This window comes from Limnohabitans sp. 2KL-1 (assembly GCF_003063435.1).
In the GTDB taxonomy this organism is placed as follows: Bacteria; Pseudomonadota; Gammaproteobacteria; order Burkholderiales; family Burkholderiaceae_C; genus Limnohabitans_A.
The window spans coordinates 198,145-214,645 of record NZ_NESL01000002.1 but is presented as its reverse complement, the minus strand read 5'-3'; the positions used below and the strand labels follow the sequence as shown (position 1 = coordinate 214,645).

The 16,501-nt window shown below is 50.6% G+C and carries 12 protein-coding genes; 10 read left to right on the top strand and 2 right to left on the bottom strand.

Annotated features, from left to right (window positions below):
• Positions 1-7 precede the first annotated feature (7 nt).
• From brxL to B9Z47_RS05505, 4 genes are all read left to right on the top strand, one after another.
• Complete coding sequence (gene brxL / locus B9Z47_RS05520; protein WP_108330262.1) at positions 8-2,053, top strand: protease Lon-related BREX system protein BrxL; 2,046 nt, start codon at positions 8-10, stop codon at positions 2,051-2,053.
• A 37-nt stretch (positions 2,054-2,090) separates the two neighbouring features.
• Positions 2,091-3,404 carry a hypothetical protein gene (locus B9Z47_RS05515; protein ID WP_108330261.1) on the top strand — a complete coding sequence of 438 codons (1,314 nt, stop codon included), beginning with the start codon at positions 2,091-2,093 and terminating at the stop codon, positions 3,402-3,404.
• Positions 3,405-3,434: 30 nt separating this feature from the next.
• On the top strand, positions 3,435-4,739 hold the full coding sequence (locus B9Z47_RS05510) for a hypothetical protein (RefSeq protein ID WP_146185759.1): 1,305 nt from the start codon (positions 3,435-3,437) through the stop codon (positions 4,737-4,739).
• A gap of 149 nt (positions 4,740-4,888) precedes the next feature.
• The gene (locus B9Z47_RS05505) at positions 4,889-5,431 is read left to right on the top strand and encodes a macro domain-containing protein (protein WP_108330259.1); all 543 of its coding nucleotides are present in this window, start codon (positions 4,889-4,891) and stop codon (positions 5,429-5,431) included.
• Here the strand turns inward: B9Z47_RS05505 and B9Z47_RS05500 are convergent.
• Both B9Z47_RS05500 and B9Z47_RS05495 read right to left on the bottom strand, forming a co-directional pair.
• A complete protein-coding gene (locus B9Z47_RS05500) occupies positions 5,417-6,379 on the bottom strand; it encodes a YafY family protein (RefSeq protein WP_108330258.1) in 963 nt (320 codons plus the stop codon). The two genes, B9Z47_RS05505 and B9Z47_RS05500, sit on opposite strands and share 15 nt — an antisense overlap.
• Before the next feature lie 243 nt (positions 6,380-6,622).
• Complete coding sequence (locus tag B9Z47_RS05495; RefSeq protein WP_108330257.1) at positions 6,623-7,615, bottom strand: YafY family protein; 993 nt, start codon at positions 7,613-7,615, stop codon at positions 6,623-6,625.
• A gap of 215 nt (positions 7,616-7,830) precedes the next feature.
• On the opposite strand from B9Z47_RS05495, the gene B9Z47_RS05490 reads away from it, so the two are divergent.
• The 6 genes from B9Z47_RS05490 (at position 7,831) to B9Z47_RS05465 (ending at position 16,473) form a co-directional block, all read left to right on the top strand.
• Positions 7,831-8,568, top strand: coding sequence for a hypothetical protein (locus B9Z47_RS05490; RefSeq protein ID WP_108330256.1), 738 nt, complete (start codon positions 7,831-7,833; stop codon positions 8,566-8,568).
• Between the two features lie 72 nt (positions 8,569-8,640).
• A complete protein-coding gene (locus B9Z47_RS05485) occupies positions 8,641-8,952 on the top strand; it encodes a hypothetical protein (RefSeq protein ID WP_108330255.1) in 312 nt (103 codons plus the stop codon).
• 138 nt (positions 8,953-9,090) lie between these two features.
• The gene (locus B9Z47_RS05480) at positions 9,091-13,641 is read left to right on the top strand and encodes an ankyrin repeat domain-containing protein (RefSeq protein WP_108330254.1); all 4,551 of its coding nucleotides are present in this window, start codon (positions 9,091-9,093) and stop codon (positions 13,639-13,641) included.
• A 68-nt stretch (positions 13,642-13,709) separates the two neighbouring features.
• The gene (locus B9Z47_RS05475) at positions 13,710-14,306 is read left to right on the top strand and encodes a hypothetical protein (protein ID WP_146185758.1); all 597 of its coding nucleotides are present in this window, start codon (positions 13,710-13,712) and stop codon (positions 14,304-14,306) included.
• Between the two features lie 3 nt (positions 14,307-14,309).
• Positions 14,310-15,020 (top strand): hypothetical protein, encoded by a 711-nt coding sequence (locus B9Z47_RS05470; protein ID WP_108330252.1) that lies wholly within the window; start codon positions 14,310-14,312, stop codon positions 15,018-15,020.
• A 1-nt stretch (position 15,021) separates the two neighbouring features.
• Positions 15,022-16,473, top strand: coding sequence for a hypothetical protein (locus tag B9Z47_RS05465; protein WP_108330251.1), 1,452 nt, complete (start codon positions 15,022-15,024; stop codon positions 16,471-16,473).
• The last annotated feature ends 28 nt before the right edge of the window (positions 16,474-16,501 follow it).

Sequence of the window (16,501 nt, the reverse complement as noted above, 5' to 3'; positions counted from 1 at the left end):
ACCTAATATGCAGCTCGACGAACTGGACAGCAAATCGACCAAGGCCTTTGAAGGCTATGTCGTCAGGAAAGATTTGGTGCGCACTTTCAGCCGCCAGTTTCCTGTGCCAACCTATGTGGTGGAATTTTTATTGGGGCGTTATTGCGCCACCACCGATGAGGCTGAAATTCAAGAAGGCATTGAGATTGTTCAGCGTCAATTGAGTTCCAGAACAATCAAGGCTGGCGAGGAGGAACTATTCAAAGCCCGTGCTCGCGAGTCAGGCTCGGTCAAGATCATTGACATCATCACGGCCAGATTGGATTCCAAGACCGACTCGTATGTGGCCAGCTTGCCGAGCTTGCGCCTGAACGATGTGCGCCTGACACCAGAGATGGTCAAGGACAATGAGCGCATGCTGACGGGGGGCTTTTATGCCGAGGTCACACTGGAATACGACGCATCAATTGCCCAGGAAAAAGGGGGGCGTCCATTTGGTGTTGAGTCGCTCAGGGCCATTCAGCTGTCTAAGCGAGAAGTGCTGGACGTTTTGGCCAAGGGGCGTGAAAACTTTTCGACGGCCGAGTGGCGCGATCTTTTATTGCGCAGCGTCGGATTTGAGCCTGCAACCTTGTCTGAGCGAGCCAAAGATGCGTTGTTCTTGCGTATGGTTCCTTTTGTGGAGCGCAATTACAACCTGGTGGAGTTGGGGCCGCGTGGAACGGGTAAGTCACATTTGTTCCAACAGGTATCGCCTTATGCGCACTTGATTTCGGGTGGTAAAGCCACCGTGGCGCGGATGTTTGTCAACAACGCTAACGGCCAGCGCGGTCTGGTGTGTCAATACGACGTGGTGTGTTTTGACGAAGTCTCTGGTGTGTCTTTTGATCAGAAGGATGGCGTCAACATCATGAAGGGTTACATGGAGAGCGGTGAGTTCTCTCGTGGCAAAGAAAGCATTCGTGCGGATGGCTCAATCGTGTTGGTTGGCAACTTCGATGTGGATGTGGAGCATCAACAAAGGGTGGGGCATCTGTTCAGTCCGTTACCACCCGAAATGCGTGATGACACTGCTTTTATGGACCGCATTCACTGCTTCTTGCCAGGCTGGGATGTGCCCAAGCTGAACCCAAGCCTCTTCACAGAGCACTTTGGTTTGGTCAGTGATTTTTTGTCGGAGTGTTTTACTCAGCTGAGAAATCAGAGCCGCGTGTCCTCTCTGCAGGGGCAGGTTTTTTGGGGTGGGGCACTTTCCGGTCGCGATATCAACGGCGTGAACAAAACCGTTAGCGGCTTGCTCAAGCTGATGTACCCCGACGCCAACAGCAAGGTCTCACCTGAAGACCTGGAGTGGGCCGTAAGGTTGGCATTGGAAGTTCGCCGTCGCGTCAAAGAGCAGCAAAAACGCATTGGCGCTGCCGAGTTCAGAAACACGCATTTCAGCTACACGATTGGCACAGAGGGCGTCGAGAAGTTTGTATCCACGCCCGAACTGCAAAGCCAGGGTGGCATTGGTGATGAGCCCTTGGAGTGTGGTCAAGTTTGGACTATTTCCCCTGGCGGCCAAGATGAACATCCGGGCCTTTTCAGGCTTGAGGTGAATGAGGGACCGGGCAGTGGTGTACGGGTTCTCAACAATCCAGTTCCTCAGGCGTTCAAAGAATCAATCCGTTGCGCAGAGCAAAACCTCTATGCACGAGCCATGCAGCTGGTCGGAGACCGCGATCCGCGTTCACATGAATTTTCTGTCCAGCTGCGTGGCTTTGATGCTGCAAAGTCCGGTTCAAAAACAGGCGTTGCCGCACTTATCGCTTTGTCCGGGGCGCTGCTGAAAAAGTCAGTGCGTGGTGGGTTGATTGTGGTCGGCGAGGTCACTCTTGGCGGCACGATTGAGCCGATTCACAACGCAGTGTCATTGGCTGAAATTGCAGTTGAGAAAGGTGCCAAGGCTTTATTGCTTCCTGTGTCATGTCGAAAGCAATTATTTGACCTGTCGGATGAAATGGCTACAAAGCTGGACATTGAGTTTTACCAGGATGGACGTGATGCACTGTTGAAGTCGTTGGCTGAGTGATTGGCAACTGACCACCCTCTTTTATCAAGACTGACAAATGACGAATTCCGATGATCCGGTGCAATCAGCAAGTGATGTAGCGAATGTCCTGCTGAATTTATTGACTCATCCCAAACCCAAAGAGGATGAATGGCAAGAGAAATGTGGGCGATTGACTGCGCGCCTTTCCGTGCACTTTGTTTCTGAGGTTGATGACGAAATTGCATTGTTACTGTTAGCCACTATTCAGCTGGCAGGTAACGCGGGCGTCAAGCAAGCTAAGAAAATCAACCCCAAGTTAACTCGTTGGCATGCAATGCCACCGGCTTCCGTTTTGATGTTGGAGGTGTTGGATTTGCAGTTGGCGGCGTTGGAGGCGCTTTCTCCAATCCGTGCGCCTTGGGTCAAGCGTTATTTGCTTGATCATTTGATGCATCCTGCGGTCAAGCCAGATCACGTCACTTTGTTGATGCAGTGGGCTCGCCAAATCTCTCCTGATTGGTTGGGTTTTGTGAATGACTTCTGCGCCGATGTTGTAACCCACAAAGCAGGACAGTCTGATGTATTGCTATCTGTAGTGAAGGCGGCTGATAAATGGATGTGGCCAGCCAACACCGATGCCTTATCTGTTGAGCAAGGCATGATCAGTTGGACGAGAGCATTGACCAAAGATATGCCTTCGGCCGAATCGGACAGCAAAGATTCAATTGTTCTTTTAACGCTGGCCTACACATCACTGGGCCATGCTGTCGCTGCACAACCGTCGCTATTGTTCCGGCCGATTTTTTCGCAGCTTTATGCTGATTTGTCGCAAGTTTCCAAATCAATAAAAAAGAAGCCACATACATCTGCTGCCAACGCATTGGCTGTTCTCATGGATTTGATTGAAGATGCGCTTCAGCGTTATGGTCATTTGGCATTGGATCAGTATCGGCCCATGGTGCCTTTGTGGCGAAATGCTTTTTCCAATTTTGAAAACGCAGTGCAGTCGGCAGCCTTGCGTCATCCCACAATTCAGTCGTTACTGCAAATCGAATCGAGCAATACCTCTGGTGCACAAGACAATTACGCATCAGAAGCAGCATTTGCCACGCTGATATCGGCATGGTTTTCGCATTTGAATGAGTTGACCGATCAAGACTCTATGGCGATGCTGCATGAACTCTTGGTTAAAGCGACGCGGTCAATCGGTATTGAGTTGTTGGGCCAAATAGGCGACTCAGTTGTTTTTGATCCATTGGCGCATGAGTTGCGAATGTTATCCACTCGTCCGGTGGGAATGGTTCGGATTGTTCGCCCAGGCATCCAGGTCAATCGTGCTGATGGGAGCAAACGCCTGTTGGCTTGCGCGCTGGTAGATTCGGTTAATTAAGCTGGTTTTCAACTCACTCAGGAGTTACGAATGTCTGGTGCGCTTTGCATTGATTTTGGGACCAGTTCTATCCGTGTGGTGCGGCGTATGCCAAATTTTTCAAGGGTGGTATTGGAGATTGGCCGCCAGAATAAGTCAACCCTCGACAGCGTTTCCATTCAGAGCGCCATCCACATAGATACGGATTGCAAATACATCAGGTATGGCGAGCGTGCTGTCAGCGCCAGAAAATTGTCGGCAGATTGTGCACTCTACGAGGCCAGCCCTAAGCTGTGGTTGGGTCAGCCTGAAAAACTGAGCATACCGGTTCTGCAAGGCATGCGCTTGTCGCGAGAAGATGTTTTGACTGGATTGCTTGCCAATGGATTGGCAGCAGCGGTGCGTGTGATGGATATTGGCGAACGCACTTTACGTGCTCTTGAGTTGCGTGTTGCACATCCGGTGTGGCCTGCTGCTGTCAACTCAGGTGCCTGTGCGGCGCTGGGGCGCATGCTCAATAAAGCTAAGCGCATGGCCTTTGATGGCGATTGGACAACGGTTACGGCTAATAAATTGAAGGATGCCTTGCCTACCGAAATCATTTGGGATGAGCGTGCTGGTTTGGTTTTGGAGCCTATTGCCGCGGCCGTTGAGTTGCTGCCATCAACCGACAATGTTCGAAGGGTTTGTTTACTTGTTGATGTTGGCGCTGGGACGACAGATATCGGTTTATTTGAAGGAGTTGCGCCAGACTCGAATTCAAGTGTTCGTCAAAAACTATATCTGATGGGCCAACCTGTAAGCCTTTTCAAGGCAGGAGACTACCTGGACTCGCTTGTCCTGGAAGAGTTTACCTGGCAGAAATCGACGCTGAGTCAAGCACAGTTGTCTGACCTTCGGTTTGATATCCGCCGTCTCAAAGAAACCATTTTTACTGTTGGGTACGCTCAGGCAGTTGGTGCACGTGTATCGCAGAATGATGTGAGTTCATCTGTTGGGGCTAATGAGTTTGTCTTGGAAATACGCGCTTCAATTCAGGCGCTTATTAACAATGAGAAATCAAGGATTTCGAGCTACCTTGGGGCTAGTGTCAATAGGATGGATGCGCTTGAAATTGTGATGTCTGGTGGTGGAGCCAGCATTCCTTTTCTCTGTGAAGCGCTTGAGAAGCCCTTCACCCTGGGTGAGTTGAAGTTACCAGTTCGGCTGATTGATTCTTCAAACGTTGGAGCTCCAAATTTATATGGTGCTACGCGTGAACGACTTGCAGTAGCCCTGGGTGGAGCAAGTGAGCAATATGAGCTTTGTCAACACCAGCGACCAGAGTTAAGAACGATTCGCCGTGGGTCTTATTGAATTCCTCCTGATTCGGCGGTGCGGTGCACGATGGTCCCAAACCTCTAGAAGTTTGGGGCTATCTCAGACCACGATTGACACCAAATTGGTGGAGCTCATGTCGTGAGCCTGTAAAGGCTCAAAATTCTTTGTTCCAAAGGAGCAAAACCATGAAGATCGAAGTCATTGTCGGCAACATCGTCAAGCAACCCGACATGGAAGCTGTGGTCAACAGCGCCAACGCCAACTTGCGTTTGGGCTCGGGTGTGGCTGGAGCCATCCATACCGCTGCTGGCCCCAAGCTGGAGGAGTATTGCAAGCCCTATGCGCCCTTGCAATTCGGCGCATTCCTGGTCACGCCGGGCTTCAAGCTGCCCAACCTGTGGGTGATTCATGTGCGCGCTGCTTCGTACACCCACCACGATGACGCACCTCAAATTTTGGAGCAAGCCATAGAAGCCGCACTCAGGGCGGCGCACCAAAATGACATCCGAGCCATGGCGATTCCGGCCATTGGGACCGGCGTTTTCGCTTTCCCACCAGAGTTGTCGGCCGAGATCACGGCCAAGGTCTTGTCTTCTGCCGCAAAAGTGGCCCCGCACTTGCAGTGCATTCGGGTGTGTGTGGCCAGTGAGTTTTTGCGTGATGTGTATGTCGCGGCCCTGGAGGCAAAAGGGGTGGACGTTTCGCTGAAAGAGTCAGCGCCCGTATAACTGCCCCAGTTTTTGGACCTCTGCCTGGATTTGTTCACGCAGTCGCGCAGGCCCGATCACCTCGACATCCGATCCGAAACGCAAGATGTCGCCGATCAGCTCTCGTTCATCGGCATAGGGCACCACCAGCTCATAACGCCCATCGGCCAAGCGCTGACTTTTTTGTTCTGGGTGCCAGATTTCATGCTCAACCCAGGCGGCCCGCGCTTTCGTGAACCGCAGCTGTGCCCAGGCTTTGGGGCTGCCACCAAAGATGCCGTATCCGCCATCGAGCTGTTGGCGCATGGCGATCAGGTCAATGTCTTTGGCCGGTTTGTCGAGCAGGGTGGCTTGGGTGATGGCATCGACCGAGAAGCTGCGCAGGCCACCGCGCAGATGGCACCAGGCGTCCACATACCAGTTGTCGCGGTAGTGCACCAGTTGTTGGGGTGAGATGTCGCGCACAACGATGTCGCCGTTTTGGCGGTTGACGTGCTCGACCTGAACTTGTTGGCGCTCCAGGGTGGCTTTGGCCAGGGTCTCAAAGCTGGTCAGAGGCAGGCGGCGTTTGCCCGCATGCACCGCCCGCACCCGCTGGGTTAGGGTGGCTGCATCCAGCCCTTGGCTGGCCAGCATGTCGTCCAGCCGCTTTTGAAATGGTTTGAGCTTGGGGCCGAGCAAGCCGGGTTCGAGCTGCACGATCATGCTTTGGATGGTCATTAGGGCGAGCATTTCGTCTTGGCTGAACCACATGCCCGGCAGTTCGGTGCTGTCCGTTTGTTCCAGCCGGTAGCCGCCCAGGTCTCGGTCGAACACGATGGGGGTGTGCAACTGGTCACGCAGTTTGGCAATGTCGCGCTTGAAGGTGGCCAGCGAGATCTCCAGCTTGGCCATGAGGTCCTCGCGGCTCATGACTCGGCGTGAGCTAAGCAAGGTTTTGTATTGGTAGAGGCGGTGGATTTCGGACATGTCGGTGCTGAGTTCTAATTTTTACCAGTTTAATCTTGCAGCCCAATTTGGCAAATTCAACGCCCGACCGTGTCTTTGTAAAGTTTTGCACAGCTCCGCTTATGCAGTTTGAACGTCTGTCCGTACTCAGAGAGCATCAATTTTTGCTTTTCCATCGCAACGTACTTTTGCACCGACGTCACGCTGGTTAGCGTTCCGGGGCGATAGAAGAAAAGATAAAGGGGAAAAGCGACAAGATTGTTTTCATTCAGAGTAAAGCCGTTGCAGTTCAGCTTGCTCAGCGGCGAGTTGCTCTTTTAAAAATGCCGGCGACATCACCACCGCATCAGGGCCCATGGATCGCAGCCACATTCTGAGCTGTACCGTGTCAGGCACGGTCACGTTGATTTGTGTCCATTCATCGTTGATGGGCGTCATCACTTGATCGTGGGCGACCGGGGTTTCAGCCAAGTATTTGCTCAAAATGCCTCTGACTCGTAGCGTTAAATTCAACGGCGCATCGCCCATGCGTATGCCGAATTCCCTGGAAATGAAAGCATCCATGTCGAATTTTTCGGGCCGTTTGGCATCTTCTTCCAAAAGGCGAGCGGCATCGATGCGATGCACCGCCAGAAATCGGGCGTTTTGGTAATTCTTCACTGTGCAAACAAGGTAGACCACCTGTTCCATGACCACCAATCCCAGTGGATGCAGAGGGTAGGTTTTGGCATCTGTACCCGTGGACAGTGCTCTGTATGTGACTTCTAGCTGCTTTTCCGCCAGCAGACCCCTGTAAATGGTGGCTTGAATATCGGGGTCAATCTGGGTAGGAATCCGATTGAATGAATGCGGAATCACGCGCAATTTTTCTTGCCATTTCGTGACTGTAGACGCCTGGGCGTTGGCCACACCTTGCGCAGCATCGAACCAAGGGGCCATGTGGCTGAGCGTGGATCTGGGCAGCAGGTTTTGCATGTATTGCTCGACCAGATTGAAGGTCAATGCGGCATGCGCATCCATGCTGGGTACTTCCAATTGGCTTGCTCCTTCGCGCCAACACCAGCCTTGCGGTTTTGATTCGTCAAAGTTCAATGGGAAGGTCTCTGCCAATGTGTAGAGGTCACGTTGAACGGTCCGCAATGAAACGCTCATACCCATATCTTCAAGCCTTGTATGGATGGTCGTGGCGTCAATGCGCTTGGGAAATCTGGGTATGGTGCGCAGCATTGCCCATTGCCGAATCAAAGTGTCACTCATAAGTGTTCCTAAACGGATTTTTCAAAATGAATGACGTTGGTCGATCCAGTTTGCCAATGTATTTTGCAGTTAAAAAGCCAAGACAAGCGACGCAATGTGTCGTTTGGGGCTGATACATTGATTTCCATGGTCACTGCCAATTCCCCAAAAAATTCACAACACCCTATGGATCCCCAAAGCCTGATCAGTCATCGATTGACTTGGTGAACCTGACCATGAATTCAACGAAACAACCTGGGCTGGAAACGATCTATTTGCTGGCGCCTCAAATCGTGGCGCTTGGGCGTGCATTGAAGCCTTTGTCAAAAGCTGCCCGCGATGCACTGCGGCACACGGTTCCGCAAACGGATCAACCTTTTGTTGCTCTCGATGACTTGGTGCGACACATGGGTGTTATCGAGCATGCCTTGTCCGCATTGGGCTCCAGGCTAGACGGGCTCATGGCTGAAGTGATACAGAACGGCGAGGCAGATGCACTTGTTGTCGGTCGGTCCGTAGGTCGGCTAGAGCAAGTCCTTTGGGAGTTCGTTGATGGTTACCACGATGCGAAGGCTTGCCAAGCAGGACCTGAAAGCGTGGAAGCGCAGGCATTGATACTGGGTGTTTACCGTCATCACATCGAAAGCATCTGCACCTGGCTGGACGAGCTGGTGACGACGGTGCTGAGTCCCAAAAAGGCGCTTGATCTGCGCGGCATCAAGCCTTCGAGCGATATCACATTGAATGTCTCTCTCAATATGACCGATCCCCCGGAAATGTCTGAAATTGGCAGCTTGGTCAAGTCATTATTGGCTCAGGCAGAAGAAGCAGCAGAGGCAGCACAGGTAGCACAGGTAGCACAGACCTTCGCAGGAATGGCTCGTGAAGCGAAGCCTGGCATCTTCAGCACCATCGGGGCGATGGCGTTCGGGTTGGGTGTTTCCGGCGCAATTTTCGGGAAAAAGCATGATTGAGCTCGAAAAAAATGCGTTGGACCTGCAAGAGGTCAATGTCCGACACTCGGTTTTTTTAACCAAGGAGTAAAAATGAAATTTCCAGGCTATTGGGTTTCCATGTCATCGGGCAAAGCTCTGTTGGAGCGCACCACGTTTGATGAAACGGATCTGGATCCGGCCACGAATTGGAAGCAGACGTGGCAAAACGAGGAAGAGTCATCCACCTGCAATGGGTTTGTAGAACTTCGAGAAGCATTGATATTTGCTGCAAAACTGCTTTCAACGGCTGAAGAGAGGGCGCTGAGCAAAGATGAAATTGCGAAGATAGTTCTTATTGATCCGCTGTGGATTAAAGACTCGTTTGAGATTTCTACAATTTCGCAATTGCTAAGTGATAAATGAGTCGGAAGAGCATCACAATGTTTATAAATAGTTGAATACCAAACGTCTTGCTCTTGTGAGTTGAAAAACCAATCGGGTACAAGAGTGTCGAAGATAGCTAATCACTACCAATTGGTTAAATAACATAAGGAATTGATCATGCTTTTCGGACTTTTTGGCGGTGAAAAAAAGCGAGTGGCCGAAATGATTGACGCAACTCGAACGGGAAATATTGAAAAAATAAAGCAACTCTTGTCTGAGGGTGTTGACATCAATGCTGCCGAGCCCGAGTCGGGCGACACACCGCTTCTGGCCGCCATCGACAAGAGCCAATGGGCTGCAACCGAATTTCTACTGCAGCAACGACCCAACTTGAACATTGAGGACAAGAACGGCAATTCGCCCCTGTACCTGGCGGTTTCCCGTGGCGATGAGGCTTTGGTACTTGTCAATCAGCTTCTGGACGCTGGTGCACAAGTTGACCTCGGACCGATGAAAGGCGACAACGCTGGTGTGACACCGCTCCATATAGCATGCGCAACGGGAGCCAATGGGTGTCTTGAAACCCTGCTGCGCCGTGGTGCATCGGCGACAAAGCAAATTCCAAGTGGGGCAACACCCCTGCACACAGCGGCCATAGGTGGCGATAAGAAGACGATCGATCTGCTGTTTAAGGCGGGTGGTAATGTCACTGCGCTTAATGCAGATAAGAGAACGCCACTGCATAACTGCGGCATCACAGGCAATGCGAAGGCCGCGGCTGCCTTGATCCAATACGGTGCTGAGATAGATGTTGTGGACGCCGAAGGTTGTACGCCGCTCATGCGAGCGGTAATGAAAAACAATGTGGAGGTCGCTAGGGTTTTGCTTGACCATGGCGCCGATCCGGATCGCATTGACAACATTGACGGCACCCCGTTTTATCCAGTGTTCGTTGCGGCTATGAATGGGTATACCGATTTGGTTCGCATCCTGATTGAAAAGGGTGTGAACGTTATGGCAAAAGTTGAAGGTGTCATTGCTCCCCTGGACGCGGCCAAACATAACGGGCACGAAGCTGCGGCCTCGTTGCTCTCTGCTGCAATCAAGAAAAAGAAGGCTGCGGAAAAGGCCGATAAAGAGGGCGAACTGATCTGGCGTGATTTGTTATCTGCGCTCAATGGAGTAAAAGCCAATCAGATTGATACTCTTGCAGCTAAACCAGCTTTTGCTAAATTGACACTAGATCAGCAACTAATTGTGCAATCAGTGCTCGGTGCAACCGAAAAAGTACAGGCCCTTCTTTCCCATGGGGCCAGTCCAAATGCTTCATTTGATGATGTGTTTTTTGGTGCACCAGTGCTTTATGTTGCTGCGGGTCGCGAGGGCAGCACCGATGTACTTGCTCTGTTGTTGGAAGCGGGTGCTGATCCACACTTAACCCAAAAAGATGGCTCAAATGCGCTGCATGTGGCAGCCAAACGCGGTAATGTCAGGGCCGCCAAATTGTTGATGGGAAAAGGTGTAAATCCGAACATTGGATATGCGGGGGGCCTGACTCCGCTGATTGATGCTTGCATTTCAGGAAATACGCGGATGGTGGATGCGCTGATCGATGGGGGCGCCGATGTCAATGCAACAATTGAGATGGGATTTTGTGCCTTTGCAGCCGCCATTGACAACAAGCGTATGAAGCTTGCGGAACACTTGCTGGCGCGCGGAGCTCATCCCAGTTTCGGTGAAGTTGAAACACTGCCCTTGGCGGTTGCAGAGCATGGCAATATGGCCCTAATCCAGGCGATTGCGTCGCGAGGGGGTTCAATAGTTCGCCCTGATATGTTGGCTCGTGTTGCTTTTATAGCTGCTCGTAACAAAGACAGCGAGGTGCTTGACTATGTCTTGAGAAACGGCGCGGATCTTTGTTTTGGTAATGATTTAAATTATTCCGAACTCACTCTGGCATCAATATCAAATCATCCCAAACTGGTAGAACGATACCTGAATCGCGGGGATGATGCCGGTCACCTGGATGTTGATCTTGAAACTGCCTTGTCACTGGCCATTGAAATGGAACATAGTGACGTGATTTCAATTCTTCGTCGACACGGTGCGCAGGTGATCGAATATCCCGAATTGTCGCACGATGAATCGATGCTAAAAGCGGCTTTAGACGGTGCGTTGGGAACAATTCTCAATCTTCACGACGAAGGGGTTTCAGTCAACGCGGAGGATTCTTTGGGTAATTCTCCGTTGATGATGGCTGCGCTTAATGGCCACGTTGGGGTAGTACGAGCCCTCTACCACCTTGGTGCCAATATCGACCACAAGAACCGTGATGGCCAGTCGGCATCGAATCTGGCAAAAAAAGCTGGCCAACAGAAAGTACTGAAGTCGCTTATGGAGTTCTATGCTTCGGATGCAACTCGGGACCTTTATGGATTCGAGTCAGAAGAGGGTAAGAGGACGTTCGATGCGTTTGATGCTATTCACGGTCGTCAAACACATCCATTTAAAAACAAACGTCCTTATGACGCTGAAGAAGATGCGGATGGTCAGGCGGATGTAGAAATAATCGATGAAGAAGAAAATATTTCGAAAGCAGCTAATTCACTTGTCAGCGACGAAGTCGCTGACATGCTTAGTAGGCTTGAAACAGCTCTAGAACAGCAACACATCATCGACTCAATCTCAGAAAACGACCTTGAGGTCATAACTGCTCGCATCAAATTGATTTGGTCTAGAGGTGAGGGTGCGATACCGCCTGACCAATTGAAAGAGTTGACTCAGGTGTGCGAAAGATTTGAAAACCAGTCTGAATTCAAAAATCCGACTCCATCACTTTTTGAGGTTGCAACAGTGGGCAATCTTCAAGAGTTTAGAAAACTGGTCAGAAGCGGTGCGAAGATTGATGAAACCCTTCCTGATGGCACCACACTGCTGATGACCGCGTCTCAGAACGGCCACGTTGCTATTGCCAAGGAATTGATTGCCTTGGGCATCGATGTGAACAAACGACAAAGTGAAACATTTACAGCACTTATTTTTGCCGTAATCCTTGGCCACGAAAACATAGTGAAACTCTTGGTTTCCAGTGGGGCAGACGTTAATGCAGGGCACAGTATGCCCTCAAGCCGAGGCTCCTCTGGCGGACAGACGGCATTAACGGTGGCGGCAGCACGCAAGAACATATCAATGTGCAAGCTATTGATAAAGCTTGGAGCCGATGTAAACGTTGTAACTGAAGCGGGCTACACAGCATTAATGTGGTCGCTGGCGGGGACTCACGATGGCGACTGTGCCAAGCTTCTTCTTCAAGCAGGTGCTGACCCGGACCCTGATGCAGTTCCTTCTCCCTCCGTTAGTTTCGCGACCCTGACGTCGCCGCTTATCCTTGCTGCAACCAACGGAGTTACTGACATTGTTAAGGAATTGATTCGCCGGAACGTGCGCTTGGATAAGACGGATGGAAACGGCTGTACTGCACTTAAACAGGCGGCCCATGGAGGGCACGTTGATATTGTTCTTGCGTTGACCAATGCCGGTGCTTCAGTTGAAGTTGCCGACCATGAAGGTTGGACAGCTCTTATGTCTGCCGCCAGTAAAGGACGGCTAAAAATTTCAAAGGTATTGATTAATGCTGGAGCGAATGTTGCGGCTGTAGCAAATTCAGGTGAAACAGCGTTGGCGCAATCAGTTGGTTCTCGTTCTGACGGTTTGGCGCTGAGTGCCCTGCGAGATTTAAATCAGATGTTGGGTCGCGAAGCCGATGACGGCAGCGGTGTGATGGAGACGATAGATCTAGCGGATGACGCATTAAAGTTGACAAATATTTTGCTCAAAACAGGGGCCAACCCTAACGTTGAGCTCGACGGGAAGTCGTTATTTGAGATTGCCATCCAAGGCGGTGATGAGGAACTCGTAAAACTCTTAAAAAAGCATGGAGCGACCGAAGTTAATAAGACGTCTGAATTGGATGTAGACGAACACAATAAAATTGTTCCGCCAGAACTTGAGCTTGAGAATTTTTGGGATGAACAAGGAGAGAAACTACTTGATGCGGTTCTCGACTGCAATCTCAAACCAGTAGCGGAAATTCTCGATGACGGAGCAAATATTAACTATGTTAATTCCGAGGGTAAGACCGCATTGAGCATTGCTATATATGGACTGAACGAAAAAGGTATGACGCGTCAAATGCGTCGTGGCCTTAGGGAAATAGCGGACTATCTTTTGCGTTGTGGGGCCGATGTCAACGTGCTTGGCTGTGATCCGACTCCGTTGGGTTGGGCCGCCTGCGCTGGTGAAATCTTCCTGGTTAAAGCATTAATTAAGCGTGGTGCCGATATTGAAGCGCGGCTTGGTGGAAGAACAACTGCTTTATTGACAGCTATAGCAGAGAAGCGAGAGGACTGTGCAATAGCACTTATCAAAGCTGAAGCCAACTTGCACACGCGTACAACCGGTGGGCAAACAGCCCTGCATTTAGCAGCTGCTATGGGCTTAGAGCGTGTTGTTGAAGTTTGTCTTGATCGTCATTCGGATCTGGTTAACACGGTTGATGAGAATTTTGAAACCCCACTTATGTTGGCAGCAAGAGAGGGCTATGAATCAATTATTCAATCACTGCTGTCATTTGCTCCCGATAAATCGATGAAGAATAAGATTGGAAAAAGCGCTGCCAATATTGCTCAAGAAAATGGATACATAGATATTGTTGAAGCATTGACTTGATACATCAGTTTAAGTTGATGCTGATTCAAACTAAAAAACAAAATTATAAATAACATAAGACCTAAATCATGGCTAAACCCATCGTCGTCTCATTAGACGGAATTGAATCGAGTTTTGACCACATCAAACTCGATCGAAAGCGCCTTTATGGTGAACGCCGTCGTGTTCCCTTAGACCTCACAGGGGAGCCGTGTGTCAAATCTGCATTGACATCAGATGGCCTGTACCTGCTTCAGAGCGGCATGACAGCTCAAGGGTATTTTGATGAAAGCGGACGCTGGCTTCAAAAGTCTCAATTGGTAGGCATCGGATCGGATGGGCAAGCTTTAGAGCCGATGCCCTCTACTTTGGGTGCTGTGCAGCCGTTGGAGTTGGTCGAGCCTGATGTCTTGCTAGAGCACGTCGTTGAATCGGTTTACACCCTGGAAGCAACGGATCTGGCTGCAGCACTGCAAGAGAGATTGGCTGCAGGTGACGTTTTTCGATTTGGCTTTAGTTACTCAGCCGATTACAAGCAATCAGCAGCGTTTTTGTTGAAAAACACTGAGGGCATTTTTTGTTTGATTGGCGCGCCTCTTACTGCAACATGGTCAGAGCCGGGCAAGCTTGCTGAGGTGGTTGACGCCGAGGATTCGTCTGATGACCTTGATTTCGAAATGTTCTGACCTATGACTAAATCGATCCGAATCACAAACGCAAGCGGTCGCGATGGAAGCGCGCAGTTCATCAGCCCGAAGAGAGATGCCCCTATCAGTCTGGGCATCCCCGGCCATTCGATCCTCTTTCACCGATACCTCAGCAGCACAGAGACGGGGCGCGGGGAGGTTTTGACGAAGTCACTTGGGGATGATTACGCCCAAGCTCTTATTGATGGCGACCCGGAAATCGATATCGAACACGTTGGGCGATCAATCGGTGAAACAAACATCGTCTTTCTCACAAGTAAAGGTGAATTTCTCCACAGTCCTCCAAAAATCATTGAAGTGATTACCGGCCCTGATGGAGGGGAAAAAGAGCGTAGAGATCCGATAGATGTTGAATCCAATGTCGATGAAGAAAGACCCATTCGATGGACTGGAAGGAAAGTTCCAATTGCCGATGCGGTCAGGCGCTTTATGTTCCGCCGCAGCCTTCAGGTCACACATGTTGATGGCGTGACGTATGACTTCTTACACGCGATGGCGAAGGAGCTTGCCGCAGACAGAACCCTCATGCTTGTCGGGGGCGGAGCAAAAGGGAGTGAACCGTTGGTGTTCCAGGCAAACGGTCGACCCTGCAGGGGTTTCCTTGAAGGTCGTGTCGATGGAGAAAAATATCAACTCATGTTGCATTTAAGCGATATGGAACTAAAGCGTCCTGTGTCCGTCAAGGAAAATTGAGATGAATTTGAACAACGGCAGCCCATTGGGCAAAGGCACATTACATCCAGCCGGCTCTGTCTTGGATGCTGAGTTAATGGCGAGCGTCCAGACTTACCGCAGGCGCGTTGCCAGTGCCTATCGATCTGTCAAGCCTGATGAAATTGGGACGGGCATATTTGGTGCACCATTTTTGGTTTCACCCAAAGTTGATGGTGAGTTGTGGTTTTTAAAAATAGAGGAAGGTTCGGCAGCACTGATCAGTAGCAACGGAAAATCGATTGTTGGCGATGTGCCAATTCTGATCGAGGCGAGGGAGGTTGCCGCCAAAGTAAAAGGCCTAACGCTCATCGCTGGTGAGTTGTTTGCCGCTTCAACTGGTAAGGATCGTCCTCGGGTTGGTGACGTTGCTTCCGCTATGGCTGGTGGGGCATCTGCCAAGGTTGAGCGGTTGGGTTTCATGGCCTTTGATTTAGTGCAAGGCTTATTGAGCGATGCGCCGCAGCAGTTGGCATATTCGGAGCGGCTAGATGCGATCACTGGACTTCTTGCCAGTGGTAAACGCTTGAAGGCCATAAAGACGGACCCAATTTCGAGTGTTTCGGAATTACCCAACTTATTTGCTGAGTTGGTTGATGGTGGAAAAGCAGAGGGACTCATTGTTCGTTCGTCTCAAGGGACGATCTATAAGGTGAAGCCTGAATTCACTGTAGATGTTGTGATCATGGGGTACACGGCACGGACAGAAGATCCGCAATCTGTGCGAACGTTGCTGCTTGGGCTGACCCGTGAAGACGGTCATGTACAGATTGCAGGTCATTGTGGAAATCTGGGTGGCGATTCAGAGCGACGCGCTTTGATGTCCAGACTGCAATCACTTCAATGCGCATCCACGTTTCGGTGCCCTAGCCGCTCGGGTGACCTCTTTACTTTTGTGCGGCCTGAGGTCGTAGCTGAGATTAACGTTACCGACCTGCAAGTGGAATCCAGTGATGGACATGTTGTGAGATCGATGGCCCTGGATTTTGATGAGAAATCCGGCTGGAGGGCCGTTGGCGCGATGCCAACAGCGAATTGGCTTCACCCGGTTTTGGTTCGAATCCGAGACGATAAAAAAGCAGATGCGATTGGGACTCGGTTTTCTCAAATATTAGACAGATGCCACGTGGAGGATGTGAGTGCGCATGTCCATGAACGACAGTTACCAGAATCCAAGGTCATCAGGCGAACGGTTTGGACCAAGACAACCAAGGGCAAAGTTGCCGTCCGTAAATTGGTGGCATGGCAGACCAATAAGTCAGATATCGATCCAACTTTTCCCGCCTACGTTTTGCATTGGACAGATTACTCATCTGGACGGGCAACACCACTGGATAGAGAGGTTAGGACGGCGCCCACAGAAGAGTTGATGCAAGAAATCGCAGCCAGGATGATCGAAGAGAACATCAAAAAAGGCTGGGAAGAAGTTTCTTGACTTTTATAAATCAGAAAGATGTTTATCA